This window comes from Blautia sp. LMAG:36 (genome assembly GCF_008680535.1).
Classification (GTDB): domain Bacteria; phylum Bacillota; class Clostridia; order Lachnospirales; family Lachnospiraceae; genus Blautia_A; species Blautia_A fusiformis.
In genome coordinates this window covers 271,167-295,548 of the sequence record NZ_NALB01000003.1, presented here as the reverse complement: position 1 = coordinate 295,548, position 24,382 = coordinate 271,167, and the positions used below count along the sequence as shown (strand labels likewise).

The window sequence follows — 24,382 nt, the reverse complement described above, 5'->3', positions numbered from 1 at the left end:
CTATCCATATACCACGGCACAAAAAAATCCTCCGGCACATACATGCCGGAGGATTTGATATTCCGTTATCTTAACAATATGATTTATTTGTAAAGTGGTCCATAGTTCTTGCAAGCTCGGAAGTCTGCACCCTCTTTTTCCATACCGAATGCGTTCCAAGCTGCCGGACGATAGATATCCTTCTCAGGAACGTTGTGCATGGATACCGGGATTCTCAGCATAGAGCACATTGTGATCAGGTCTGCACCGATGTGTCCGTAGGAGATCGCACCGTGGTTAGCACCCCAGTTGTTCATTACATCGTAAGCTGTTTTGAACGGTCCCTCTTTGCCATCGCATCTTGGAGCGAACCATGTACATGGCCATGTGTAATCTGTACGTTTCCAGAGCTTGTCAGATACCTCTTCCGGAAGGGCTACTGTCCATCCCTCTGCAATCTGAAGAACCGGTCCAAGTCCTTTTACAAGGTTCAGACGGATCATAGTTGCAGGCATCTGAGCACGTGTTTCATAACGGCTGGAGTATCCGCCTCCACGGAAGTATCCGTTGTCGGCCATACACCACTCTGTATTGTCCATAATCGCTTTCTGGTCTGCCTCTGTAACATCCCACCACTGTTTCATAACTGGTGTTCCGTCAGCCTCTTTAGCCTGTCCGTTAGCATCCAGGCAAGCAGCACCGGAGTTGATCAGATGAAGGAATCCGCCAGCTTCTTTGGCAACACCCTCAAGGTCATATCCTGTAGCTTTCTTAACTGCCTCCGGGCTCCAGTATGTACGAACATCAGCGAAGATCTGAGCACGTCCTGTAAGAAGTTTCATGAACAGCATTCCAAGTCCGTTGAGAACGTCGTTCTCTGTAGCAAGGATGTACGGCTCACGAGCGCCATTCCAGTCGAAGGATGTGTTCAGCATAGCCTCTGCGAAGTCACCGTTCGGATAGAAGTCTGTCCACTGTCTCTGGCCCTGGAATCCAGCTGCAAGAGCATTGTGTCCGATTGCTTCCTCGGAGAATTCCGGAGCAAGATTATCACAGCCGTTCATCAGCTCTTTGATGATAACTGCCATCTTAACAACAAACTCGAACTGCTCCTCTTTCTTCTCTGGTGAGAACTGAAGCTCTTCCGGGTTCTTGTCCCAGCCGATCTTGCAGGTCTCTTTTGCCCATTTGAGAGCTTTCTCAAACTCTTCGTGATCGTAGATACCCTCGGTCATACGACGGATGATCTCTACCTCATCAACAGACTCAACTCTCATTCCGAGATAGGACTCGATGAAATCAGAATCGATGATAGATCCGCCGATACCCATTGTTACAGAACCGATCTGCAGGTAGGATTTACCTCTCATGGATGCAGCTGCAACTGCTGCACGGCCGAATCTTAACAGTTTCTCTTTAACGTCTTCCGGAATGGATGTGTCGTCAGCTTCCTGAACGTCATGTCCGTAGATACCGAATGCCGGAAGGCCCTTCTGTGCATGTGTAGCAAGAACGGATGCCAGATATACAGCACCAGGTCTCTCTGTTCCGTTAAATCCCCATACAGCCTTGATGGTCTGTGGATCCATATCCATAGTCTCAGCTCCGTAGCACCAGCATGGTGTAACTGTAAGAGTGATATCTACACCCTCTTTACGGAATTTATCCGCACATGCAGCGCTCTCACCAACACGTCCGATGGTGGTATCAGCAATAACAACTTTTACAGGCTCACCATTTGAATATTTCAGGTTCTCCTCGAAAAGCTTTGCTGCGGATTTGGCCATGTTCATAGTCTGATCTTCCAGAGATCCTCTTACATCGAGGGCGCCTCTACGTCCGTCGATGGTTGGTCTGATACCGATAACCGGATAGCTGCCTACTAATCTGCTCTTTGCCATAGTAACAATTACCTCCTAAATTTATATTCACTATTATAACTTACAGTTTTTTCACGTTCTGACAACTCCTGTCCGAACTATGCTTTTATTATACGATTGCATCTTTTAAATTACTTGTGTTATAATAGCAAAAAACAGTACAATATTCACTTTTTTCATATGAGTTCCTAAAAAATCTATAAAATTTAAGAAAGAAGGGTTGTATTTTGCACGATCTTGGAAGAAATGAGGACAGGCTTCGAGGTACCTATGAATTTCCTTTTGAATTCCACCACATTGACAGCAGCCACCCACGCTATGTCATGTCCTACCACTGGCATGTGGAATGTGAAATCATGCGTGTATTACAGGGCACTCTCACCGTCACTTTAGACGAAAAAAGTTTTACAGCAAAAGCCGGAGATGTGATTTTTGTCAATAGTGGAGTTCTGCATTCCGGAATTCCTCAGGATTGTATCTATCAGTGCATTGTTTTTGATATGAACATGTTTCTGAAATTTAATTCCGTCTGCACAGAATATATGCAGAAGATCAGTCACCAGGAGCTTCTGATCTATCACCATTTCACTGAAAAGCAGCCTGATATCCAGAGAGCAGTGAACTCTCTTTTTGATTCTTTCTGGCAGAGAAAGCCAGGATATGAGCTGGTTGTGTTTGGACAATTTTACCACTTTTTCGGATTGGTTTTTGGTAATCATTACTACCTGGAAAGCCTGCGGAAAACCAGACGAGATTACAAGCGCATTGTCCAGCTGAAGCAGGTCGTGGAATTTATTGAAAAGAACTATGCCAGCCCCATTACCCTGCAGGAGCTTTCCGCTTCGGTTTCCATGTCTCCCAAATATTTCTGCCGGTTCTTTTCCGAGATGACGCATCAGACACCAATGGATTACCTCAACCGCCAGAGGATCGAGCAGGCCTGCTGCCAGCTGGCTACCACCGATGATTCCATCACAGAGATTGCCTATCGGAATGGCTTTAATGATCTGAGCTATTTTATCCGTACCTTCAAAAAGTACAAGGGGATCACCCCCGGCAAATATAAAAGACGCTGAAATATTTTTCCACGTCTTAATGGCACATATCAGAGTATTACATGACAAAAAGCAGGATCTCGCACATATTGCGGATATCCTGCTTTTTGAGGAATTGGGCTGTTTTATGTAAATACAGCTTTTTCGGCCTGGCGGAGAACAGTCATGCCGGAACGGATTCCCGTTTTGCAGACGGGCTATGTTCATGTCTTTATGAATACATGCTACTCTTCTGTATGAGAAAAAAAGCCGGCAGGGCAGATTTTCTGCATGAAAAAGCCGACGCAGATCGTGAAGGAGCCTGATCTCTGTTTACGCAGTGACCAGCACCAGATTATGTCTTAATTGAAAGCGGATACGATCATCCACCTCACTGCTTGCTTCTGACCAACGGATATCTCACACAGTTGGTCCATCTACTCGAAGGGATTCCACTGCTGCATAGAACTCTGCTTGCGAAATGCCTGTACGCTGCACCGGAACATGCAGCAGAAATATGATACAGTTAAAAACGATCCGGCCGCATTATAGCCGCCGGATGTTTCCTGCTTGTCTTATTCTAACAAATGCCTCTTTAAAATGCAAGAAATTTCAGAACATTTCGCTCTTCATTTTCCGACGGCAAAAGTCTATTTCCTACAGATTTTTCACCGCGTCTATAAACCTTTTTCCGTATTTTTCGTACTTGTGCCTGCCGACTCCTGTCACATTCAGCATTTCCTCCTCGTTTCCAGGCTTTAGAATGCACATATGGATAAGGGTTTTGTCGGAAAAGACCATATAAGGGGGGATTTTTTCCTCTCTGGCGATTTCCAGGCGAAGAGCACGGAGCTTCTGAAAAAGGGGCTCATCCTGTTCTCCCAGCTCCCCGACTGCAGATTTCGGAAGTCTGCTCCGTTTCTCTTTTTTCTTCGTCTCCAGCTCTTTTGACATTTTCATTGTGAGGATATGCGCCTCCTCCAGAAGTGACCTAGAAGCGGCAGTCAGCTTCACAATCGTATATCCGTCATCCGTCAGATAAAGATATTCCTTCAGTACCAGATAATTAAAGATCTGCCGCAGCCGGTGTGCCGGAATCTTTGCACAGACTCCATATTCCGGATTTCCATCCATCTCATACTGCCGGATCTTCGCCGTAGATGCGCCGCGCAGAGTATCCAGGATCACGTTCACTCCGTATCTCTGACCACTGCTTTCCACGCACCGGATCATTGCCCTGGCCTCCTGGCTCACATCCTGCTCTTCAAACTCGGTCTGGCAGTTCAGGCAGTTTCCGCAGTAGCTTTTTCCGTATTCCCCAAAATATTTCAGGATGTACTCACGCAGACAATCATGGGTAAAGCAGTAAAAGGTCATCTGCTTCAGCCTCTCCTGATCACGCTCCCGGACAAGGCGCCAGACTGCCGCTTCCATTTCCTGGTTATCCTGTCCTCTCTCGATAAGATACTGATTGGTAACCACATCCTTCCCGCTGTAAAGCAGGATACATTCCGCAGGATCGCCGTCACGGCCCGCACGACCGGCTTCCTGATAATAGCCTTCCATGTTCTTCGGCATATTATAATGAATGACATAACGCACATCGGACTTGTCGATTCCCATTCCAAATGCATTGGTGGCTACCATCACACGACAGCGGTCATAAATAAAATCATCCTGATTGTTCCTGCGTTCCTCATCAGAAAGTCCTGCATGATATCTGGTGGCCGTGATGCCGTCACGGATCAGCTTTCCGCAGACCTCCTCCACCAGCTTTCTGGTGAGACAGTAGATGATTCCACTGTCGTCCGGATGCTCCAGTATGTAATCGTGTACTTCCTTATATTTATCTTTCGGTGTTTTCACTGCAAAATAAAGGTTTTCCCGGTCAAATCCTGTGGTTGTGCAAAAGGGATCCTGAAGCCCCAGAAGTCTTGCAATATCCTCCCTGACCTCCTTCGTGGCTGTAGCTGTAAATGCACCGATCACCGGTCTTTTTGGAAGCTGTGCCACAAACTCTGCGATCTTCAGATAGCTTGGCCGAAAATCCTGTCCCCACTGTGATACACAGTGTGACTCATCCACTGCGATCATGGAAATATCCGCGCTCAGCGCAAAATCCAGAAACGCCTCTGTGGTAAGCCTCTCCGGTGCTACATAGATGATCGGATATCGTCCTGCCTTTGCATAGCGCAAGGCTGTGAAATACTGCCCCTGCGTCAGAGAGCTGTTGAGGTATGCTGCTGAGATGCCGACCTGGTTCAGGCTTCTCACCTGATCCTTCATAAGGGAGATCAACGGTGATATTACCAGTGTGATCCCCTTCATCATCAGTGCCGGTACCTGATAGCAGATTGATTTTCCTGCGCCGGTTGGCATCACTGCCAGAACATCTTTTCCTGCAAGAAGCGCGTCGATCACCGCTTCCTGCCCTTCTCTGAATGTATCATACCCGAAGTGGGTCTTTAAAAGTTCCTGTTTCATCATAAATCGACATGATCCTTTCTGTTACGTTCCCACCGGAACTGTAACGCTTCTCTTTTTCATTGTCGAATCGCTGCTGTTTTCCGAATATTTTATTTTAACATATTTACAGATAAATTGCCAATTGATACAAAAAAATCACAAAGCACTTCCTCCCTGGTTTCCTGTCATAATGATATAAGAGAAAGAGTCTGTTTATACTGTTCCGCAGCAGAGGACCATGAATTCATGGAGTACCCGAGCCTCTGTTCAGTAACAGCCGGTATGCTCATAAAAAAAGGAGGTTTGTTATGTGTAAAAGAAAAATAAAAACCATCGAAGCAATTTTTTTCCTGTTTCTTTTTTCCGTTATTGTGCTCCTGCTTCCCCAGGATGCCCACGCCAGAATCCGGGTCGTGACCAAAGGAACCACTTCCACTATCCGTGATACCGACGGTGTGATCGAAGATGAGTCTTCAGACATTAATTTCCCGATCAACATCAAAAATGCAAACTGCCAAAAACGGATCTATGCCGTGACAGTTCGTGTAAGCTTTTATTCACCCAAGGGAGTCATCCCAAAGAGCACCACATTTTCCATCGATGGGATCAATGTGGTTAAGCTGAGCACTTCAAATTATACACCACTGGCATACAAGGAAACCTTTTTCACCTACGATGACAACATAGAGGATGGCTACCTGGAGTTCGATTTCGGCAATAAAAAATGTCCGGTACCGGTAGACTGTGACTATGAGGTTACCATCAAACAGGCAGTGCCTGAAATTTTTATCACCAACAACAATTATCTGAACCAGAGCATCCGAACCGGAAAAACCACTTCCATCGGAATTGAGATTTCTGATCCCTACGTAAAAACCATCAGCAAATCAAAATTCAAGGTTACTTCTTCCAACAGCTCTGTTCTCAAGGTACAGAGCATCACTCAGGATTCCAAAAAACGCAGCCGTTTCACAGTCACCCTGAAGGGCATGAAAGCTGGATCCGCAAAGATCACTTTATCCTATCCAAAGGCCGCAGCCTGTAAGCTGACCGGAAAAGTAACCTCGCCTTCAAAAACCGTAGCAACCTTCCGTGCTTCCAAAACTACACTCAAGGTTGGCTCCAAGGTCAGCATGCGTTCCCTTATCAATCTGAAGGGCGGTACCAGTCTGACCATCAAAAATGCAAAATCCAGCAAGCCTTCCGTACTTGCCATTTCCGGAAACTATCTTGTCCCAAAGAAAAAAGGGTCAGCCACGGTTACCGCAAACTTAAACGGTGTCAATCGTAAGATCACTATTACTGTATCTGCACCGGCCGCCAAACCTACCGTCAAAAATCTGAAGATCAGTGTTGCCGGTATCAAGTATGGCCCCAATGACATGAAGACCTATTATACCTTAAAGTTCACCAATACTTCTGCGAAAACCATCACCACCGCAAAAGTAAAGATCACCACCGGTTCCGGTATCTATGACCAGATGTACTGGACCAAAAATCTGACACTGAACCTGAAGCCCGGAAAAACCATGAAAAAAACCTATTTCATCCAGAACATGGTCCAGGCACCGGAAAAAAATGATATTTCCGTTAAATGCCTGAAGATTAGCTGGAAGTAAATACTTCAAAAGGGACGTGCCGCAGTATTGATTTAAAAATCATCACTGCAACACGTCCCTTGTATTTATTCTCTCTGAGCTGTCTATACGTTTTGTTTTTATCCTGTATCCTACAGTACCTCATTCAGTACCTGCAGTCCATACTCTGCAAGGCTGTTATCCTCTTCGCCGGTACCGCCGCTGATACCGAGACCGCCGATGATGGTGTCTCCAACCTTCAGGGGTACACCGCCTCCGAATATCACAATATTGTCACTCATTTTTCCAAGGCCATAAAATGTCTGACCCGGCTGTGTCAGTCTGGAAAGCTCCATGGTGGACATCTTCACTGCCACAGATGTATATGCCTTTTTTACGGCCATATCAAAGCTTACAAGAAAAGATCCATCCATCACATGAACCGCAACCGGATTTCCATCCGGGCTGCATACCGCAATTACAGAAGGCTTGTTTCTTCTCAAAGCTTCCTGCTCGATCTTCTCGATAAGCCTCTTGGCAGAATCCAATGTGATACGACCCTGGATACCCATACGCTTCAGCACTTCCTGGATCATCGCCGTATTTGCTGCCATACTGTCATTCTGTGCCATTGCCGTATTTCCTCCCGCTGTTGTTGTCACAATTCCATTCTGCGCATTAAAAGTCTGTACATCCCTTTTCTGCACCATCTGCGAATCCTGTGCTCTTACATCCACCGCCGATGTACCCGCTGCAACATCCGCACTACTTCCAACAGTTCCTACAGCCTCTACCCCAACATTAGCTACAATCCCAGCAGTTTCTGCTTTCACAGATTTCTGAACACTTTCAGAAATATCTGTCTTCTTCTCTTCAATCTTCGCAACATCCACATACCTTGCCAGCACATAAAAATAATCTGACAGACGGTTCATATATTTCTTGGCTCCGGTATCCGATCCAAACTTCACGCTGACCAGCGCAAGCTCTCTCTCAGACCTCCGTGCCACAGCTCTTGTCACATCGATCTCAGCCGCAACTCGGGAATCCCCCGGAAGAATCGGAAGCCTCTCTCCGGAAAAAATCTCTTTCATCCGGCCAATCTCCTCCTCCAGAAGCTCCGTCCGGTCTTCACTGACCTTAAACTCCCGATTATAAGGATCAGAAACCCCATCTATGATCTTCTTCAAAGTCTCCGAGATCTTCTCCAGCATCCGGACAACATCCACATCATCAACCAGAACCCGCACAAGCCCAATATGACTCATCAGCTCCTCAACCGACCCCATCAGACAAATCCGATCATCCGACTTTGAAACATTCTTCGTATGGGAAAGATCCGTCATCCCCTTATCACCATACCCGGTATAAACCTCCATCCCAGCTCAACCTCCCAGCAACTCCTGATAAATAATCCACCCATATCAGACCAATTTTACAATCCTCGAAATGCTACGCATACCACACATACGTAAACACACACCACAATCATCCCGGCAAACCAGGCGCAGTGTCCACAAACGCGTCCACGTATTCCACGCAAACGTAACACACACCACAACCATCCCGGCAAACTAGGCGCAGTGTCCACAAACGCGCCCACGTATTCCACGCAAACGTAACACACCACAACCATCCCAGCAAACCAAGCGCGGCGTTCACAAACGCGCCAGCCCCTGCCAACAACGTCACACATCCAAAGCGCCCACGGCGCCCCATCGGCACAACGTTCAACCCGGAACAACCGCAGCATACAGGCACAAGTCAATACCCTTCCGCCCGCCACAGTCAAGCACTCTAAAAAAAGCCCGAGGGGTGTGCAGAGGGGCCGCGGCTTTGCGGCCCCTTTGCGGTTTTACTGTCTTTTTAAAAAGACCAAAGTTTAGTATAAATCTTAATAATATCCTCTTTCTTCGGTACACGCGGATTTGCCGCTGTGCAGGCATCCGCAAGTGCCATATCCGCCATCTTATCAACCGCCGCAAAATAAGCATCCGGTGTGATCGTCTTCATCTCTTCGATGGTAAGCGGGATATTCATCTCTTTCTGCATAAACTGAATCCAGTTTACAAGAGATCTTACGCTCATAACTTCGTTATAATTGCTCAGTCCAAGAAGATGTGCAATATTGGAATATCTCTTTACTGCCGGAAGATATTCTTTCTGGCTTCTGCTGCGTTTGTTGATATTTGCATTATATTCAACAATATGCGGCAACAGCATCGCATTAGCTCTTCCGTGAGGAATATGGAAAATAGCACCCAGCTGATGAGCCATACTGTGAGTAATTCCAAGACCTGCTGCATTGAAGGAAAGTCCTGCCAGACAGGACGCTACATGCATCTTCTGTCTTGCATGCATATCATTACCGTCAACATATGCACGATAAAGATATACGCCACAGATCTCGATTGCTTTCTCTGCAAGTGCAGATGTAAACTCATTATGGTTGATGCTGACATAAGACTCAATTGCATGAGTCAGAACATCCATACCCGTATCTGCTGTAATCGCAGGCGGAACACTGCGTACAAGCTCCGCATCCAGAATTGCCTCATCAGCGGTCAGGCTGTCTGAGATCAGCGGATACTTCACATGTGCTTCTGTATCATTTACAACTGCAAAAGAAGTAACCTCGGAACCGGTACCACTTGTTGTAGGAATGGCAACCAGTCCGACTTTTCCGTAATTATTGATCTTCAGGGCAAACTCACGGATTGCCTTGGAAGAGTCGATGGCAGAACCACCACCTACTGCAACAATAGCTTCCGGCTGATACTGAAGGAATTTCTTAACTCCTTCGGCAATTTTTCCAACCGGTGCATCCGGAACAACATCACAGAAAATATCAAATTCTTTTCCACCTGCCTGAAGCGGTTTTGTGATCATATCGATCATTCCGCTTTTTACAACAAACGGGTCTGTGATAACAAGGACTCTTTTGTATGGAATATCTCTCAGTCTTCCCAGGGCATCAGCTCCAAAATGGATGGCTGTTTTCATTTCAAATGTATTCATAGAAACTGCTCCCTCTCGTCAAACCGAAACACAGTTCTCTTTTGTCTGTCTGTGTTCGGATAAAGTAAAGCGGATCTCCGCATTCCGCATACACTGCATGCTCATGAACATAATCGTTTCACAATATATGTTCCGTCTATTTCGGGTAGATGCATTCGATCTTATGCCTGTTGAAATGATCCAACCACTTTTCAGACGGTTTTTTGTCTGTGATGATCGTCTCGATATCCCGCAGCTGTCCTGCCACGGAAAAAGCAGTCTGATCAAATTTCGTGCTGTCTACCACCAGAATACGCATTTTTCCGGAATTGATCATGGCTTTTTTGGTTGTTCCAAAGGCTTCTTTGGATTCCATGATCCCCATATCCTCGTTTAATGCCTTACAGGAAAAGATCACCTTGTCCACATAATAAGAACGGATCACTTCCTCGGTCCTGGCACCAAGAAATGCAAGATATCCTTCCTTCATCACTCCACCGGTGGAAATAATATTCCAGCCGGATACATCCGAGAGCTCCAGAAGGATCTCCATAGAATTGGTAACAACGGTAAGACGTTCCTTTTCTTTCAGAGCCTTGGCTACAAAAACTGCCGTTGTGCTGGCATCCAGAAAAATGTGATCTCCGTCATTCACCATGGAAGCAGCAATCTCCGCCATTTTCTGCTTTCCCTGTACATTCTGGTTTTTACGAACATTAAATGGTAAATCAATACCGACATCTTCGTTGATCACCGCACCGCCATAACTCTTTGTGGCAAGTCCCTCTTTTTCCAGCTTGTCCAGATCACGGCGGATGGTTTCTTCTGAGACACTGTAAAGCTGGCTTAGTTCACTTACAACAACCCTTTTCTCTTCCTGTAATTTCTCGAGAATCAGATTTCTTCTTTCTAATGCTAGCATAAGATGCCTCCTTTTCAGATGTCATTGCAGGGATACCCTTCAAAAGGATATCCCTCAGATATAAAGACAATATTAAAGGATCGTATCGATCATTCTCTTGTCCGGATGAGCGATCACTGAGGAATCCATGTACATTCCTTTTTCAGCTACCAGCTCTTTTGCTCTTTCGATAGAAGCCTCCACTGCAGAAACCTCGCCGGTAAGAAGCATGTATGATTTACCGCACATACCCTTGGCGATACGAAGCTCGATCAGATCAACGATAGCTGTCTTAGCTGCCTGATCTGCCGCCTCGATGATAGATGCTGCATCATAGGTCTCAAGAATTCCCAGGGCACTGATCTCCTCGACCTGTGTGGTTCCGTAGATTGCCGGGAAAATGGACTCATGTGGATTGCCCAGTACAAAACTGTCAATACATTTGTCCTCGTATGTTGTTACAGCTGTGTCTACAGCAGCTTTTACTGCGCTTAAATCTCCGGTGATAATTGCAATATATTTTCCCGGACATACTGTCTGCGCCTCCACGATCTCTACTTCAGATGTCTTAACCATGGCATCTGCTGCAGTGATACCAGCTGGTGTGGTTTTAAACTCAATCATTCCGATTGCTCTACTCATTTTGTGCACGTCCTTTCTAATTTCTTGCAATTACAACATGGCGGTCTGTTACTTCTGTAACTTTTCCGCTGATCGTTGCATGGATTCCGACACTTAATCCCTGTGCAGGCTGTGCGATCATCTGACCTTCTGTTACCATATCGCCTACATTTACGATTGCCTGTGCCGGTGCACCAATATGCTGGCTTAAGAGAACTTTTACCTTGGATACATTTACAAGCTCTTCCTGAAGCGGTGCATCCTTGTCATATCTGGTAAGTCCCAGACGTGCCATCAGGCGCTCCTCAGGAACCTTGCGGTATTCTCTTGACTCCTGTACCGGTTTCGGCTGAACACCCTGAGGTGGTCTGATTCCGGCTTTACGAAGTCCGCCTTTCATATCTGCAAGCAGTGTTCTCGGAGCCAGGCTCTGCGGACACGCATACATCTCGCAGACACCACAGGAGCTGCAGAATGCAGAATTGATATAAGGATTTACATTTCTGAAATCCTGGTTTGATGCTGCCATCATGAACATTGCCGGATCGATCGGATGTCCCAGATTATGTCTCGGGCAAAGATCTGTACATGTGTGGCAGTGGCAGCAGATGGATGCTGCTCTCTTTAAATCTATGGAAGAAGTCCGCTGCTTCTTCATGACAATAACATGGTCCTTTGGAAGAACCAGGATTGCATTCGTTGTTTTTGTAACCGGATCAGAACCATTTCCGATACGTCCCATCATCGGGCCGCCTACGAAATATACTGGATCTTTCACAGTTGTTCCGCCTGCCTGGGCAACAACCTCTTCCAGTGTACATCCTAACGGAACTTTCACTGTAACAGGGTTCTCAACCTCTGCAACAACGGAAACATATTTGCTTGTGACCGGTTTGTGTTCTTCTACCGCGCGATATACATTGTAAAGTGTCTCTACATTGAATACGGCTACTCCCTGCTCAATAGGCAGTCCTCCTGGCCGTACCACGCGTCCGGTTGCCTCATAAATAAGAACAACCTCATCACCCATCGGATAAACCTCATCCAGAAGATGGATCTTAACCCTTGGGAATTCTTCGATATGCTGATTTAAGGCATTGATTGTCTGTACATAAGATTTTTTGATTCCGATGATGGCCTGGGAAGCTCCTACCGTCTCCGCAACCATATCGAATGTTTTCATGATCTCATATGCGTGCTTTTCCAACAACTGTCTGTGAAGTTTCAGTAATGGTTCGCACTCTGCACAGTTCATAAGAATGGTATCCGCCTTGTCTGTCAGTTTCATGTATGTAGGGAAACCTGCACCACCTGCTCCGACAACACCATTCTCCTGCATAATTTTCTGTAATTCTTTGATATCCATGGCGTTACTCCAATCCTGCACCGTCATCTACGATTCCGACGATTGCGGCATCTACCGGTGCTGTTTCTACGCCGCAGCCTATTCTTGCTGCGCTTCCTTGTGCCACCAATACATACTCGCCGATTCCCGCACCGATGATATCGATGGCAACAATCTGGCTGTGCTCGGCTTTCATATGATGCACCGGCTCTACAATCATGAATTTATTTCCTATCAGTTTTTCACTTTTTCGTGTGGAAACAATGCTTCCAACTACTTTGCCTACGATCATATGAGCCTCCGTTTTTCTCCATATCCTCTGTTAGGGATGCCAGAAAGTGGCATCCCCAAAGGAGGAATATTATTTGATTATGGTAACTGTATTGCCTGTGGCAATTCTTGCTGCATTTGCTTCATCTGTATCAATATGCATTTCCAGTGTAAAGCTGTCATCTACACGGATCTTAACCTGATTAAAGATTGTTCCGCGCTCATTGTCCGCTTTAACAGAAACAATATCACCATCATGTACACCCGCAGCCTGGGCATCCTTCGGAGCCATATGAATGTGACGCATGGCCACAATACATCCCTCTTTCAGATAAATAGCACCTTTCGGTCCGACAATGGCGATCGGCGCGCTTCCGGCAAGGTCACCGGACATACGTACCGGAACCTTCATTCCCAGCTTGATCGCATCTGTTGCGGAAACCTCAACCTGAGATTTGCTGCGGACAGGTCCGAGGATTCTTACATTCTCGATCGCACGGAGCTTCAGTCCTACGATGGTAACTGTTTCATTGGATGCAAACTGTCCGCCCATCAGATCTTTTTTCTTGGTAAGCTGATAGCCTTCTCCGAACAGTGCCTCCACATGCTCCTGTGTCAGGTGAATATGTCTTGCGGAAACTCCGATAGGTACAACAAAACCATTGCCCTTGTCTTCGTTTTTGTTGATCGCATCGATCACCATTTTTGTGATCATTTCAATATTATTCGTTTCCAAGAGTACACCTGCTTTCTTTCGGTCTCATAACTGAAAACTGAAAAGCACCGGCCAGAAGCCTTAATGGCCCTTCGGCCGGTGCGTATCAGTAAGAATCAGTTGAAATTATTTAAGAACCGGAAGGATTTTCTCAACATCTGTATGAGGTCTCGGGATTACGTGTGTAGCTACAAGCTCTCCAAGTCTGGATGCTGCTGCGCTTCCGCTCTCTACTGCAGATTTAACTGCTCCTACATCTCCACGAACCATAACAGTTACAAGACCGGAACCGATCTTCTCTGTTCCTACAAGTGCAACGTTAGCTGCCTTGCACATCTGGTCAGCTGCCTCGATAGCTGCTGTAAGTCCTCTTGTCTCAACCATTCCTAATGCTTCCTGTGTCATGATTATATCCTCCTTATGGATTGCTAATGCTTTATTTGTTCTGTTTACTTCTGACTTTTTTGGTGCAGCAGTTTATTTTTCGCTGCTGTTTTTGCTTTCCAGTGCTGTTTCCGGATTCTCTTGCTGTTTCTTTTTCCACCGGCTTGCACTCAGCTCAACCAGTTTGACGATTTCCTCGTGAGGATTGGCAATTACCGCATAACTGGCAGGTTTCTTGATTGCCTGCTCTACTGCCGCATTGACAGCTGCTGTAACTGCTGATACATCGCCTTGTACGATCAGGGTCACCAGTCGTCCGCCCAGCTTACGCTCCCATGACGCCAGCTCAACGTCTGCCGTTTTGCACATGATGTCCAGGGCATTGATCGCCGCAACCACACCTGTGATTTCTATAAATCCATATGATTTTCCCATGAGCGAACTCCTTAATTAATTTCCGTTCCTCTCAAAGCCTGAAATCAGAGCTTCGGAAGGATTTTCTCTACGTCTGTATGAGGTCTCGGGATTACGTGTGTAGCTACGAGCTCTCCAAGTCTGGATGCTGCTGCGCTTCCGCTCTCTACTGCTGCTTTTACAGCGCCTACGTCTCCACGAACCATAACAGTTACAAGACCGGAACCGATCTTCTCTGTTCCTACAAGTGCAACCTCTGCTGCTTTTGTCATTGCATCTGCTGCCTCGATTGCAGCTGTGAGGCCTCTTGTCTCAACCATTCCTAATGCTTCCTGTGCCATGATTCTATCCTCCTGAATCTTATCTTCGTTACATTTTATCATATATGATTCCGCCACTTTTGTAAAGTGAACTTCGGAATCCTCTTAATCTTTATCCAAGGCGCTGATTTTCAGCATTTTCTGTGTACCTGGTTCCGGGTTGGGGATTATGTAATGCTGTACCACGCCTGTCATGCTCTCTGCAACTTTCATGCCGGCTTCTACCGCTGCCGTGACATCTGACACGCTTCCGCGGTACTTGATGCAGACAAGAAGCGGTACTGGCAGGCTGTCCGCATTCGCCGGTTTATTCTTATCGAATACCTCCAGGTGGACATTTGCAGCCTTGCACCCGGCGTCAGCTGCCACAAAGGCTGTTGCAAGTCCGAAGACCTCAAGAATTCCTACAGCTTCTGCCATGTTGCTTCTCCTTTCCCGTTAAGGTTATTTATTAACAATCGCGATCTTAAGACCTGTCATTGCCAGGTTTGTCTCAAGTGCCTCGTTGATCTCCTCAAGCGGGAACTTGTGTGTGATCAGCTCAGACATTGGAAGTCCGATTGCTTTTGCTCTCTTAAGGAAATCAAATGTTGTTGCATAGTCTCTGAGGTTGTATACCCAGGAACCAACAAGGTTGATCTCTTTGGAGCAGAGGTCGAAGTGCGGGTTGATGGTAGCGTCTCCACCGTTGATGAAGAAACCAAGCTCGCAAAGACCGCCGCCGTTGCGGATAAATTTGTAGATGTTGGAGTGTGCATGAGGATTTCCAGTACACTGGAAAGCGAAATCTGCAAGATGTCCGCCCTGAGCCTCTTTAACAGCCTCAGTAAGTGCCTCAATGCCCTTGAAGTTCATGAAGTTAACGGTTGTGTTTGCTCCCATTCTCTTGGCAAACTCAAGACGTTTCTCATTTCCGTCTACTGCACAGATATTATGAACGCCCATTGTATGGAGAACTGCGATGCAGATAAGACCGATCGGTCCGCAACCCTGAACAACAACTCTGCTGTTGAATTTCAGGATTCCTGTTGTTTTTGCTCTCTCTACAGCATGTACAAGTACTGCACATGGCTCGATGAGGATACGGGAATCAAGATCCAGGTCACTTACATTAAAGAATGTGGAACCGAATTTTCCGCCTCTGATGAAGATGTAATCAGCGAACCAGCCGTTGAATTTAACGTCGTCATCCGGAAGAAGTCCATATACGTCAGCGCCGCCTACGTTCTTCTTGTTAAGGTCGAACATTGTGATTTCCGGATCATCTTTGAAGATCATACAGGTAACGATCTTGTCGCCGACTTTAACCGGTTTACCAGCTGTATCAACTTTAACGTTTTTACCCATTTTTACGATCTCACCGGTTCCCTCATGTCCGAGAACTACTGGGATAAGACCAAACGGGTCATTTTTGTACTCATGAGCATCTGTTCCGCAGACGCCGCAGCCCTCAACTTTAACGAGGATGTCGTCGTCACCAACTTCCGGAAGATCATACTCCTGAAGCTCAAAATGTTTCTTCTCTGTCATCATTGCTACTCTTGCTTTTTTCGGAATTGTGTTTCCTGCCGGAGCAGCCGGAGCGCTTGTTGCAGCAGCTGCTGCAGGAGCGTTTCCTGTCATGCCGGAGAGAACCTGTTTAACGATTTCTTCGATATTTACATTGTTCATATCCATTGTTTCTGTTCCTCCTGATTAACGAATGCAAAGGCTGTCTGTCATTACGCAGCGTCTTCTCTTTGTGAATGTGCTTGCGCTTGTAAGTCCCTCACCTGTACGGCTTGCGATGGTAAATGTACAGAAACCTTCTCCTCCGAATCCAAGTGCGGAATAGGACGGGCCGTTCTTTACAAGGATTGCGGTATCAATTGCTTTCGCATATTTTGTAATGTTATCAATATTCTTGGAATGAATATGTGCGGAATGACGGTTGCCATGCTCAAGCCATACAGCCTGCTCTACAGCATCGTCAAAATCCTTAGCTCTTACGATTCCGAGGATTGGCATCATAAGCTCTGTTGTGATGAGCGGATGTTCCTTCGGTCCTTCGAAGATAATGCAGCGGGTATTTGCCGGTGCCTGAACTCCGATCATGGAAAGAAGTGTCTTCGCGTCACGTCCTACACATTTACGGTTCAGCTTGCCACCTGCAAGTACAGTCTCAACAAGTTTGTCCTGCTCTTCCTTGGATGCAAGGTAGCAGTCATTTTCTGTAAGCATGTAGTGCATTAACTCATCAACTACGGAAGATACTGCAACAACTTCCTTCTCAGCGATACATGGAAGATTGTTATCGAATGTACATCCGTTTACGATATCCTGAGCTGCCTTACGGATATCAGCAGTATCATCAACCAGTGCCGGTGGGTTACCTGCTCCTGCACCGATTCCTCTCTTACCGGAGGAAAGAACTGCTGTTACAACACCAGGACCTCCTGTTGCTGCGATCAGATGGATATCTTTATGTTTCATCATAATATTGCTTGTCTCAAGAGTTGGTTTCTCAACTGTGACAGCGATATTATCCGGGCCGCCTGATTCCAGGGAAGCCTCATTTAAAAGATTGATTGCGTAAATAGAAGTTTTAACTGCTGCCGGATGTGGGTTGAATACTACTGTATTTCCACCTGCCAGCATACCCATTGTGTTGCAGAGAACTGTTTCACTCGGGTTAGTACATGGTGTGATCGCACCGATAACACCAAACGGTCCCATCTCGATCAGAGTCAGTCCTCTGTCTCCGGACCATGCAGTTGTTGTGATGTCTTCTGTTCCAGGTGTCTTGTCTGCTACCAGGTGATGCTTCAGGATCTTATCTCCCACATTACCCATACCAGTTTCCTCAACACCCATACGTGCCAGTACTTCCGCATTCTCTTTGATCTTCTTGCGGATGCAGGTGATGATCTTTTCTCTCTGGTCCATAGACATTGTCTTAACTACCAGCTGAGCCTTCTTGGCTGCTTCGATAGCATCATTCATATCCTTGAAAACGCCATGTTTTCCGGCCGGAGCATCTGCAATCTGCATCTTTGCCATAACTTCCTGTACAATTTCCTGTACCATATTCTCACTTATTGGCATGAGATTGTCCTCCTTAATTATTCCGTCAAAAGATTATTTCAGGCCAAGCTGAGCCATAACCTGTTTTGTGATCTGAGCAACAAGCTCTGCATCGTTGTTTGCAGCAGCCGGAGCCTCACCCTGAGGATCAGCAGCGCTTGTTCCGCAGTCTTTTCCAACGAAATCATACTGATATCCCGGGAACTGTTTGTAGTCCTCACTGTGGCATGCACCACCGCAGTTGTGGCAGTTCTTGCCGTCTTTGTTCAGGCAGAGGCTTGCCGGATGTTTACCAGGCATACCAAATTTACGACGGATCGCATAGAGTTTCTCGATGTTCTCTTTGTCGAATTCCTTCGGTCCGCCAAGGAGCTTGGTCTGATACAGAAGCTGTGCGTAGAACTCTACAGACTCCATCTTCATGTATGCAGCGTTAAGGTCTGTGCTCCATGTAAGTGCTCCGTGGTTCTCAAGAAGTACTGCATCAAAGTATGGAAGGTATTTCTCAAGGTTGTCCGGAATCTCCATTGTGGAAGGTGTACCATACTCAGCGATCGGAACGCATCCAAGAGCGATAACTGCCTCCGGCATGATCGGCTGTGTAAGCGGAATACCTGCGATTGCGAAAGATGTTGCATAGATCGGATGAGCATGTACAACAGATCCTACGTCCGGTCTCTTCTCATATACTCTCATGTGCATCTTGATCTCAGATGATGGTTTGAATCCCGGGTTAGCCTGGATTACATTACCTTTACCATCTACTTTACAGATGAACTCTGGTGTCATGAATCCTTTGGATACACCAGTTGGTGTGCAAAGATATTCATTCTCAGCTATCTTAACAGAAAAGTTTCCGTCGTTAGCTGCAACCATGTTACGGTTGTAGATTCTCTTACCGATGTCACAAAGCTGTTTTTTGATTTCAAACTCGTTTACCATGCTTAATTTCCTCCTTGAGCATTGGATTGCACTATTTTGTTTCTGAGAACATTTTACCCCATACCACAAAATAAGTCAAGGACAATCCGTTGTTTTATGTTGGTTTCTTGTTGTATTTTGTGTTGTTTTTATTGTTTTTTATATTTTCTGTTTGTAAAGGATCTTTTTTCTGTAATCCTGTATCTCTCAGCCGCCGATCTGGCAGTCCAGGCTGCATACCGCATGCACTGCATTCTTTAACATCTGCATATGTTCTGCTGTAGGCGGAAGGATTCCTTCCATTAAATAGGGTCTGCCAAGTCCTTCATATTTATCCTGCCCCAGTCTGTGGTACGGAAGAAGATGGATCTTGTTTACGCCCGGAAGGGATGCTGCAAATCTTGCGATCGCCTGGATCTCTTCCACAGAATCATTAAATGTGGGGATCACCGGAACGCGGATCACCAATCTGGTTTTTCCGTAGAGCGCAACCCTTCTTGCATTCTCCAGCATCAGTCCGTTGGCCCGTCCTGTGAATTCTTTATGTTTTTCCTGATCCATATGCTTGATATCCATCAGATATACATCCAGATAGGGAAGTACCTGTTCGATCTTTTCCCATGGGGCACAGGCCATGCTTTCCACTGCTGTGTTGATTCCTCTCTCCTTTGCTGCGCGGAGAAGGTCTCTGGAAAAGTCCGCCTGGCACATACATTCCCCTCCGGAAAGGGTGATCCCGCCTCCGGAACGGTAATAATAGGCACGGTCTTTTTCCACCTCTTCGATCATCTCACGAACTGTCACGTCGCGGCCGATCACTTTATCTTCTCCCAGAACCTTCATGTTCTGGATCCGGTATTCCTGTGATTCCGGATTACAGCACCAGCGGCAGCGAAGAACGCAGCCCTTCAGGAACACGATGGTACGGATACCCGGTCCATCGTGTACTGAATATTTCTGAATATCAAAGATCCTGCCCTTTGTATCCAAATAGTCCATTCGTTACTCCTTTAGAAGCCCTGCTCTGTTCTTCTGATGATATCGTCCTGCAGAGATCTGGAAAGTGTAGTGAACAATGCGCTGTAGCCTGCAACACGTACAACCAGATGTTTGTACTTCTCCGGATGCTTCTGTGCATCCAGAAGTGTCTCTCTGTCGACAACATTGAACTGCATATGCATACCCTTCTGATCAAAGTATCCACGGATCAGTGCTACAAATTTCTCCAGGCCCTCTCTTCCTGCAAGTGCAGACGGATGGAATTTCTGATTGAACAGTGTTCCGTTGGATACGATAAAATGATCCAGACGGGATACGGAAGTTGCTGCTGCTGTCGGGCCCTTCACATCCTTGCCTGCTGACGGAGAAACACCATCTGCAACTGGTGTATGTGCATAACGGCCATCCGGTGTAGCACCGGTCTGTCCGCCAAGGGGAACATTTGCGGATACCGGATAAAGTCCGGCCTGATAATGTCCGCCTCTCGGGTTTTTGTATTTCTGAAGTGGTTTTGTGTAAGTATAGGCAACATCTCTTGCAAAATAATCCACATCCGGAATATCGTTTCCGTATTTCGGAACTTCATCGATCAGTTTGTGGATTTCTTCAAATCTTGCCTTTTTCTCCGGAGATGGTTCTGCTCCAAGCGCTGCTGTCATAACAGCCTTGGCTGTCTGCTCATTTACACCGATGCCATTTTCCTGAAGCTTCTGCATTACAATTGTAGTAATATCTGCTGCAGACTGTGCATCAATACCCTTGCCATAGTTCCATGCCAGAGCTTCCTTCATCTCTTCCATGGTAACTTTCTTTTCTTCATAAACAAGTTTACGGATCGCATACAGAGAATCTGCCATGTTTGCAATACCAAATCCCTGAGGGCCGGTAAAGTTATAAACAGCGCCTCCCTCCTGAACGGATTTACCACGTTTCATGCAGTCATCCACCATACAGGAAAGGAATGGAAGCGGACACCTCTCAGCATGTGCCACGTCAATGGCATTGTCTGCATTTACAAGCAGGGAAATAAAATATTCCATCTGTTTCTTATATGCGTCATAAAACTCATCAAAGGTCTTCATCTCTGTGACATCGCCTGTCCTGACACCGATCTGGACTCCTTTATCCATACCATTGGAGAAAACCATCTCCAGCGGGCGGCACATATTGAAGAATGCCGCATCATGCCAGCCGTCTGTCTTACCGGCTTTCTGCGGTTCTACGCATCCAATGATGTTATATTCCCTGGCATCTGCAAGAGAAAGTCCTCTGTTCTGCAGCGCCGGAATGATAACCTCATCATTATAATAAGCCGGAAGTCCGATTCCTGTTCTTGTAAGCTCTGCAGCCTTGATCAGGAATTCATGTGGTGATCCGTTCCATACTCTTACAGAAAGAGACGGTGCCGGAAGGTGCACATGCATAGACGCCTGGATGCACATAAAGGAGAGATCATTGGTCACATCCTCGCCATCCTTGTTCTGACCACCTGCGATCAGGTTCTGGAAAAGGCTGTAGCCTGCAAAGCCTTCTGCAGATGCAGCATCACGACATTTATTCAGGTCGTTTAATTTTACCCATATGCAGTCCATCAGTTCCTGGGCAAATTCTCTGGTAAGATTGCCTGCTTCCATATCACTCTTGTAATATGGATACATATACTGGTCAAAACGTCCCGGAGAAATAGAATGTCCGCTGCTTTCCATCTGGATCAGCTGCTGTACAAACCAGAAGGACTGGCACGCCTCATAGAAGTTACGGGCGCCCTTCGCCGGTACGCGTGTACAATTGGATGCGATCTGAAGGAGTTCCTGTTTTCTGGTCGGATCCTGACACTGATATGCCATCTGCTCTGCGAGCTCGGCATAGCGATGTGCATAGTCGATAACTGCCTGACAGCTCATGATAACTGCTTCCAGGAAACGGGATTTCTTTGCGTAATCACCATCTCCTACATTACACTCATCCAGTTCCTTCTGAGCTTTGGCAATGATCCCTTCATAACCGATCGCCAGAACTTCTTCATATTTAACGGTTACGTGTCCTACACCATTGTAGAAATAGTTTCCGGGTGTAAAAATATTGTGGTCAATGGCAAGAATCGCTTCCGGTGCCATGTAGGAGGTTGCAAGCTCACTGGTAGTCTTGCCTTTCCAGTATTTATGTACCTCACGGAGCTCCGCCTTGGTTTCCTCCGCAATATAAAATGGATCGGCTGTTCTGGTAGCCACTGTATCCAGCTCATCCTCCAGCCACTGGAAAGAATACTCCGGAAACGTCTGACAGCCTCTCGGCGCCAAAGTGCTGCTTCCAACGATCAGCTCCTCATCACGGATGATGATCGGAATGTTGTGCAGGATGTGGGCAAATGCCTTGGCTCTGCGGGTGATAATCGGCTCGTCTTCTGTTGCTTTGTAAGACTCTGTGATCAGTTTTGCTCTGGCAGATTCGATCACCGGCATCTTTGCATAAAGATTATCTACAAGATGTGTGATCCTGTCTGTTTTCGGAACATCTGCTATATGAAATTTCTCCATGATTCTCCTTTCTCATAACCGGTTGTTTCTGGTGATCTGTCTGCCTCTACGCTTCCAGAACCGCTCCTGTCCGGCTATGTGCTCATGTAGTTTTATTATACCTTACCCCTACTTCGATGTCAACGAAATCCAACATGTGTTTCTAGCTGTTTTTGTGGTTTTTATCGGTTGCGCCCTGTTGATTTTATTTGTTTTTTGTATTTTTATGTTTTTCTCTATTGACTTTGTTTTTCTGCTCTGCCATACTTGGATTTATATAGGAATTCCTTTGTTTTTCAGAAAAAATTTATGCAAAGCGGACATTCGTATTCCGCTCTGTCACATGTTCTCAAACAGTAAAAGAGGTGTATTTTTATGTATCTTTCTGATATGCATACCCACTCCATCGCCAGTGGTCACGGCACGGAATGTACCATCACAAACATGGCACGCGCAGCTGCCGAGAAAGGTCTCCGGCTTCTCGGGATCACTGATCACGGTCCCGGCACTCTGGCAGCCGGAACTTCCTCCTATTTCCGCAGCCTTACCTATTCTCCCAAAAAACATTTCGGTGTAGAATTACTCTACGGAATTGAACTGAATATCCTTGATCGCAGCGGAACGGTAGATTTAGATCAGGAATTATTATGTAAACTTGATTACGCCATTGCCAGCATGCATGCCTGGAATTACCGTTGCGGTACCAGAGCCGAAAACACAGAAGCTTTTATCAATGTAATGAAAAACCCCTGTGTAAAGATCCTCGGACATAGTGATAACACTCATTACCCGGTTAATTATGATGCGCTTGCAAGGGCTGCCAGGGAAACCGGCACGATCTTTGAGATCAACGAAGCTTCTCTTGCACCTTATGGCTATCGTGGCGACACAAGAGAAAACTGTTTCGAGATCCTTCGATGCTGCCGCAAATATGATCTGCCGCTGCTTCTTTCCAGTGACAGCCATGGCCCGGAGCATATCGGAGATTTTACCTGTGCTGCTGAGTTTGTTCATCAGGCCATGTTTCCGGAACAGCTGATCCTCAACAACCAGATTCCCAGACTCAAGGTTTTTCTCCAAACCAGAGAATGATCTTCTGTATCTTTTCCGACAGATAACAGATATTGTCCCCTAAAACAAAACAGGCCAGTTCAAACACAGGAATATACATTTTCCTGTATCTGAACTGGCCTGTTTTTTATTTTTCCCGCTGCTTTCGTACAATTTCCGCAAGCTCGCTATATTTACCTGTAACATATCCAAAATTTTCTTTTCTGTGAGGAAGCTTGCATTCGGTGCAGTCTTTGATCCCGCTTTCCGTAAAGCGGAAATTACCACCACATTTATCTCCCAGTGCATATAAAGGACAATAGCAGAACAGACAATTGAAGTTCTCCGGATCTGCTCCTTTATGGCACGGAAAATATTCACAGTTTTTGTGGCTGAAGTAAGAGTATTCTTTGCCTTCCCAGTATGGTTTCTCCATGGCTCTTTTCTCCTCTCCTGACATAACCACACATAATTTTTTCCTATAAAAAAAGAGGTAGCGATGCCACCCCGGGGTAGAAATATAATCCGTTCATGAGTGCGCGGAGGGAACGAATGTATCCGGAGTAGTATCGCCTGCCATTTAATCATGTATAATTCATATGAACAGGCGCATTCCATAAAAAAATGCCTACTCTCGTAAAAAAGTAGACAACGTCCCAGGGGTGCGGAGTCCCTGAAATGGTTGTTACACTTTACACGGAAGTTTAACCTCGCCATAACAAGCAGGTTTCCTGGCTCCGGGATCATGACTCCTCTCTCCTTCTCATACATACGTACAATGGACTATGAGATTCGCTCCTCCGTTACAGTGACCGGATCGCTCAGGTTTCACACCTGATTCCCTTTTCTGTGGACTTCTGATAATCAATATATAACTGTCAGCTATCCTCAGCACTTGCTATGTTCAATATGGAATTATACTGACATTAT

22 protein-coding genes and 1 riboswitch are annotated in these 24,382 nt (G+C 46.2%); of the genes, 3 read left to right on the top strand and 19 right to left on the bottom strand.

Going from position 1 to position 24,382, the window contains the following annotated elements; all coding sequences use genetic code 11:
- Window positions 1-83: 83 nt before the first annotated feature.
- Window positions 84-1,880 (bottom strand): L-fucose isomerase, encoded by a 1,797-nt coding sequence (locus tag CCC17_RS01555; protein ID WP_015525941.1) that lies wholly within the window; start codon window positions 1,878-1,880, stop codon window positions 84-86.
- Window positions 1,881-2,086: 206 nt separating this feature from the next.
- Here CCC17_RS01555 and CCC17_RS01550 point away from each other — a divergent pair, with 206 nt between their 5' ends.
- Window positions 2,087-2,935, top strand: coding sequence for an AraC family transcriptional regulator (locus tag CCC17_RS01550; RefSeq protein WP_021651531.1), 849 nt, complete (start codon window positions 2,087-2,089; stop codon window positions 2,933-2,935).
- A 615-nt stretch (window positions 2,936-3,550) separates the two neighbouring features.
- Here CCC17_RS01550 and recQ read toward each other — a convergent pair.
- On the bottom strand, window positions 3,551-5,380 hold the full coding sequence (gene recQ / locus CCC17_RS01545) for a DNA helicase RecQ (RefSeq protein ID WP_287082387.1): 1,830 nt from the start codon (window positions 5,378-5,380) through the stop codon (window positions 3,551-3,553).
- A gap of 287 nt (window positions 5,381-5,667) precedes the next feature.
- Between recQ and CCC17_RS01540 the strand changes: the two genes are divergently transcribed.
- Entirely contained in the window at window positions 5,668-6,978 is a 1,311-nt protein-coding gene (locus CCC17_RS01540) for a hypothetical protein (protein ID WP_287082385.1), read from the top strand.
- 110 nt (window positions 6,979-7,088) lie between these two features.
- On the opposite strand, the gene CCC17_RS01535 is transcribed toward CCC17_RS01540, so the two are convergent.
- From CCC17_RS01535 to CCC17_RS01460, 16 genes are all read right to left on the bottom strand, one after another.
- Window positions 7,089-8,315, bottom strand: coding sequence for a cob(I)yrinic acid a,c-diamide adenosyltransferase (locus tag CCC17_RS01535; protein ID WP_287082384.1), 1,227 nt, complete (start codon window positions 8,313-8,315; stop codon window positions 7,089-7,091).
- A 487-nt stretch (window positions 8,316-8,802) separates the two neighbouring features.
- Complete coding sequence (locus CCC17_RS01530) at window positions 8,803-9,954, bottom strand: 1-propanol dehydrogenase PduQ (protein WP_015525945.1); 1,152 nt, start codon at window positions 9,952-9,954, stop codon at window positions 8,803-8,805.
- A gap of 136 nt (window positions 9,955-10,090) precedes the next feature.
- On the bottom strand, window positions 10,091-10,855 hold the full coding sequence (locus CCC17_RS01525) for a DeoR/GlpR family DNA-binding transcription regulator (RefSeq protein WP_022426929.1): 765 nt from the start codon (window positions 10,853-10,855) through the stop codon (window positions 10,091-10,093).
- 72 nt (window positions 10,856-10,927) lie between these two features.
- A complete protein-coding gene (locus CCC17_RS01520) occupies window positions 10,928-11,476 on the bottom strand; it encodes a BMC domain-containing protein (RefSeq protein ID WP_015525948.1) in 549 nt (182 codons plus the stop codon).
- A gap of 16 nt (window positions 11,477-11,492) precedes the next feature.
- Window positions 11,493-12,821, bottom strand: a complete 1,329-nt coding sequence (locus tag CCC17_RS01515) for a 4Fe-4S dicluster domain-containing protein (RefSeq protein WP_021977480.1) — start codon at window positions 12,819-12,821, stop codon at window positions 11,493-11,495.
- Window positions 12,822-12,825: 4 nt separating this feature from the next.
- The gene (locus CCC17_RS01510; protein WP_015525950.1) at window positions 12,826-13,092 is read right to left on the bottom strand and encodes a EutN/CcmL family microcompartment protein; all 267 of its coding nucleotides are present in this window, start codon (window positions 13,090-13,092) and stop codon (window positions 12,826-12,828) included.
- Between the two features lie 69 nt (window positions 13,093-13,161).
- Window positions 13,162-13,773, bottom strand: coding sequence for a phosphate propanoyltransferase (locus CCC17_RS01505; protein ID WP_370816971.1), 612 nt, complete (start codon window positions 13,771-13,773; stop codon window positions 13,162-13,164).
- A gap of 138 nt (window positions 13,774-13,911) precedes the next feature.
- Entirely contained in the window at window positions 13,912-14,190 is a 279-nt protein-coding gene (locus CCC17_RS01500; RefSeq protein WP_005427721.1) for a BMC domain-containing protein, read from the bottom strand.
- Window positions 14,191-14,262: 72 nt separating this feature from the next.
- Complete coding sequence (locus CCC17_RS01495; RefSeq protein WP_021977483.1) at window positions 14,263-14,604, bottom strand: BMC domain-containing protein; 342 nt, start codon at window positions 14,602-14,604, stop codon at window positions 14,263-14,265.
- A 44-nt stretch (window positions 14,605-14,648) separates the two neighbouring features.
- The gene (gene pduA / locus CCC17_RS01490; RefSeq protein WP_015525952.1) at window positions 14,649-14,924 is read right to left on the bottom strand and encodes a propanediol utilization microcompartment protein PduA; all 276 of its coding nucleotides are present in this window, start codon (window positions 14,922-14,924) and stop codon (window positions 14,649-14,651) included.
- 84 nt (window positions 14,925-15,008) lie between these two features.
- Window positions 15,009-15,323 (bottom strand): BMC domain-containing protein, encoded by a 315-nt coding sequence (locus CCC17_RS01485; RefSeq protein ID WP_015525953.1) that lies wholly within the window; start codon window positions 15,321-15,323, stop codon window positions 15,009-15,011.
- Between the two features lie 24 nt (window positions 15,324-15,347).
- A complete protein-coding gene (locus CCC17_RS01480) occupies window positions 15,348-16,580 on the bottom strand; it encodes a zinc-binding dehydrogenase (protein WP_015525954.1) in 1,233 nt (410 codons plus the stop codon).
- Between the two features lie 18 nt (window positions 16,581-16,598).
- Window positions 16,599-17,987 carry an aldehyde dehydrogenase family protein gene (locus CCC17_RS01475; protein ID WP_092070142.1) on the bottom strand — a complete coding sequence of 463 codons (1,389 nt, stop codon included), beginning with the start codon at window positions 17,985-17,987 and terminating at the stop codon, window positions 16,599-16,601.
- A gap of 33 nt (window positions 17,988-18,020) precedes the next feature.
- Window positions 18,021-18,908, bottom strand: coding sequence for a class II aldolase/adducin family protein (locus tag CCC17_RS01470; protein ID WP_059086812.1), 888 nt, complete (start codon window positions 18,906-18,908; stop codon window positions 18,021-18,023).
- Window positions 18,909-19,094: 186 nt separating this feature from the next.
- On the bottom strand, window positions 19,095-19,886 hold the full coding sequence (locus tag CCC17_RS01465) for a glycyl-radical enzyme activating protein (RefSeq protein ID WP_021651548.1): 792 nt from the start codon (window positions 19,884-19,886) through the stop codon (window positions 19,095-19,097).
- An 11-nt stretch (window positions 19,887-19,897) separates the two neighbouring features.
- Window positions 19,898-22,423: a glycyl radical protein gene (locus CCC17_RS01460; RefSeq protein WP_278655148.1), complete on the bottom strand. Its 2,526-nt coding sequence runs from the start codon at window positions 22,421-22,423 to the stop codon at window positions 19,898-19,900.
- 354 nt (window positions 22,424-22,777) lie between these two features.
- On the opposite strand from CCC17_RS01460, the gene CCC17_RS01455 reads away from it, so the two are divergent.
- The gene (locus CCC17_RS01455) at window positions 22,778-23,494 is read left to right on the top strand and encodes a phosphatase (RefSeq protein WP_021651550.1); all 717 of its coding nucleotides are present in this window, start codon (window positions 22,778-22,780) and stop codon (window positions 23,492-23,494) included.
- A gap of 106 nt (window positions 23,495-23,600) precedes the next feature.
- On the opposite strand, the gene CCC17_RS01450 is transcribed toward CCC17_RS01455, so the two are convergent.
- On the bottom strand, window positions 23,601-23,888 hold the full coding sequence (locus CCC17_RS01450; RefSeq protein ID WP_287082382.1) for a cysteine-rich small domain-containing protein: 288 nt from the start codon (window positions 23,886-23,888) through the stop codon (window positions 23,601-23,603).
- A gap of 268 nt (window positions 23,889-24,156) precedes the next feature.
- A riboswitch (cobalamin riboswitch) is annotated at window positions 24,157-24,326 on the bottom strand.
- Window positions 24,327-24,382 lie beyond the last annotated feature (56 nt).

Bases quoted from the DNA above. Each gene is read 5' to 3' on its own strand.
- pduA (WP_015525952.1), bottom strand. From the start codon at position 14,924: ATGGCACAGGAAGCATTAGGAATGGTTGAGACAAGAGGCCTCACAGCT.
- CCC17_RS01470 (WP_059086812.1), bottom strand. From the start codon at position 18,908: ATGGTAAACGAGTTTGAAATCAAAAAACAGCTTTGTGACATCGGTAAG.
- CCC17_RS01510 (WP_015525950.1), bottom strand. From the start codon at position 13,092: ATGATCGTAGGCAAAGTAGTTGGAAGCATTGTTTCCACACGAAAAAGT.
- CCC17_RS01460 (WP_278655148.1), bottom strand. From the start codon at position 22,423: ATGGAGAAATTTCATATAGCAGATGTTCCGAAAACAGACAGGATCACA.
- CCC17_RS01450 (WP_287082382.1), bottom strand. From the start codon at position 23,888: ATGGAGAAACCATACTGGGAAGGCAAAGAATACTCTTACTTCAGCCAC.
- CCC17_RS01455 (WP_021651550.1), top strand. From the start codon at position 22,778: ATGTATCTTTCTGATATGCATACCCACTCCATCGCCAGTGGTCACGGC.
- CCC17_RS01465 (WP_021651548.1), bottom strand. From the start codon at position 19,886: ATGGACTATTTGGATACAAAGGGCAGGATCTTTGATATTCAGAAATAT.
- CCC17_RS01480 (WP_015525954.1), bottom strand. From the start codon at position 16,580: ATGGATATGAACAATGTAAATATCGAAGAAATCGTTAAACAGGTTCTC.
- CCC17_RS01495 (WP_021977483.1), bottom strand. From the start codon at position 14,604: ATGGGAAAATCATATGGATTTATAGAAATCACAGGTGTGGTTGCGGCG.
- CCC17_RS01530 (WP_015525945.1), bottom strand. From the start codon at position 9,954: ATGAATACATTTGAAATGAAAACAGCCATCCATTTTGGAGCTGATGCC.
- CCC17_RS01540 (WP_287082385.1), top strand. From the start codon at position 5,668: ATGTGTAAAAGAAAAATAAAAACCATCGAAGCAATTTTTTTCCTGTTT.
- CCC17_RS01485 (WP_015525953.1), bottom strand. From the start codon at position 15,323: ATGGCAGAAGCTGTAGGAATTCTTGAGGTCTTCGGACTTGCAACAGCC.
- CCC17_RS01520 (WP_015525948.1), bottom strand. From the start codon at position 11,476: ATGAGTAGAGCAATCGGAATGATTGAGTTTAAAACCACACCAGCTGGT.
- CCC17_RS01525 (WP_022426929.1), bottom strand. From the start codon at position 10,855: ATGCTAGCATTAGAAAGAAGAAATCTGATTCTCGAGAAATTACAGGAA.
- CCC17_RS01500 (WP_005427721.1), bottom strand. From the start codon at position 14,190: ATGACACAGGAAGCATTAGGAATGGTTGAGACAAGAGGACTTACAGCA.
- CCC17_RS01475 (WP_092070142.1), bottom strand. From the start codon at position 17,987: ATGCCAATAAGTGAGAATATGGTACAGGAAATTGTACAGGAAGTTATG.
- recQ (WP_287082387.1), bottom strand. From the start codon at position 5,380: ATGATGAAACAGGAACTTTTAAAGACCCACTTCGGGTATGATACATTC.
- CCC17_RS01535 (WP_287082384.1), bottom strand. From the start codon at position 8,315: ATGGAGGTTTATACCGGGTATGGTGATAAGGGGATGACGGATCTTTCC.
- CCC17_RS01515 (WP_021977480.1), bottom strand. From the start codon at position 12,821: ATGGATATCAAAGAATTACAGAAAATTATGCAGGAGAATGGTGTTGTC.
- CCC17_RS01555 (WP_015525941.1), bottom strand. From the start codon at position 1,880: ATGGCAAAGAGCAGATTAGTAGGCAGCTATCCGGTTATCGGTATCAGA.
- CCC17_RS01505 (WP_370816971.1), bottom strand. From the start codon at position 13,773: ATGGTGATCGATGCGATCAACAAAAACGAAGACAAGGGCAATGGTTTT.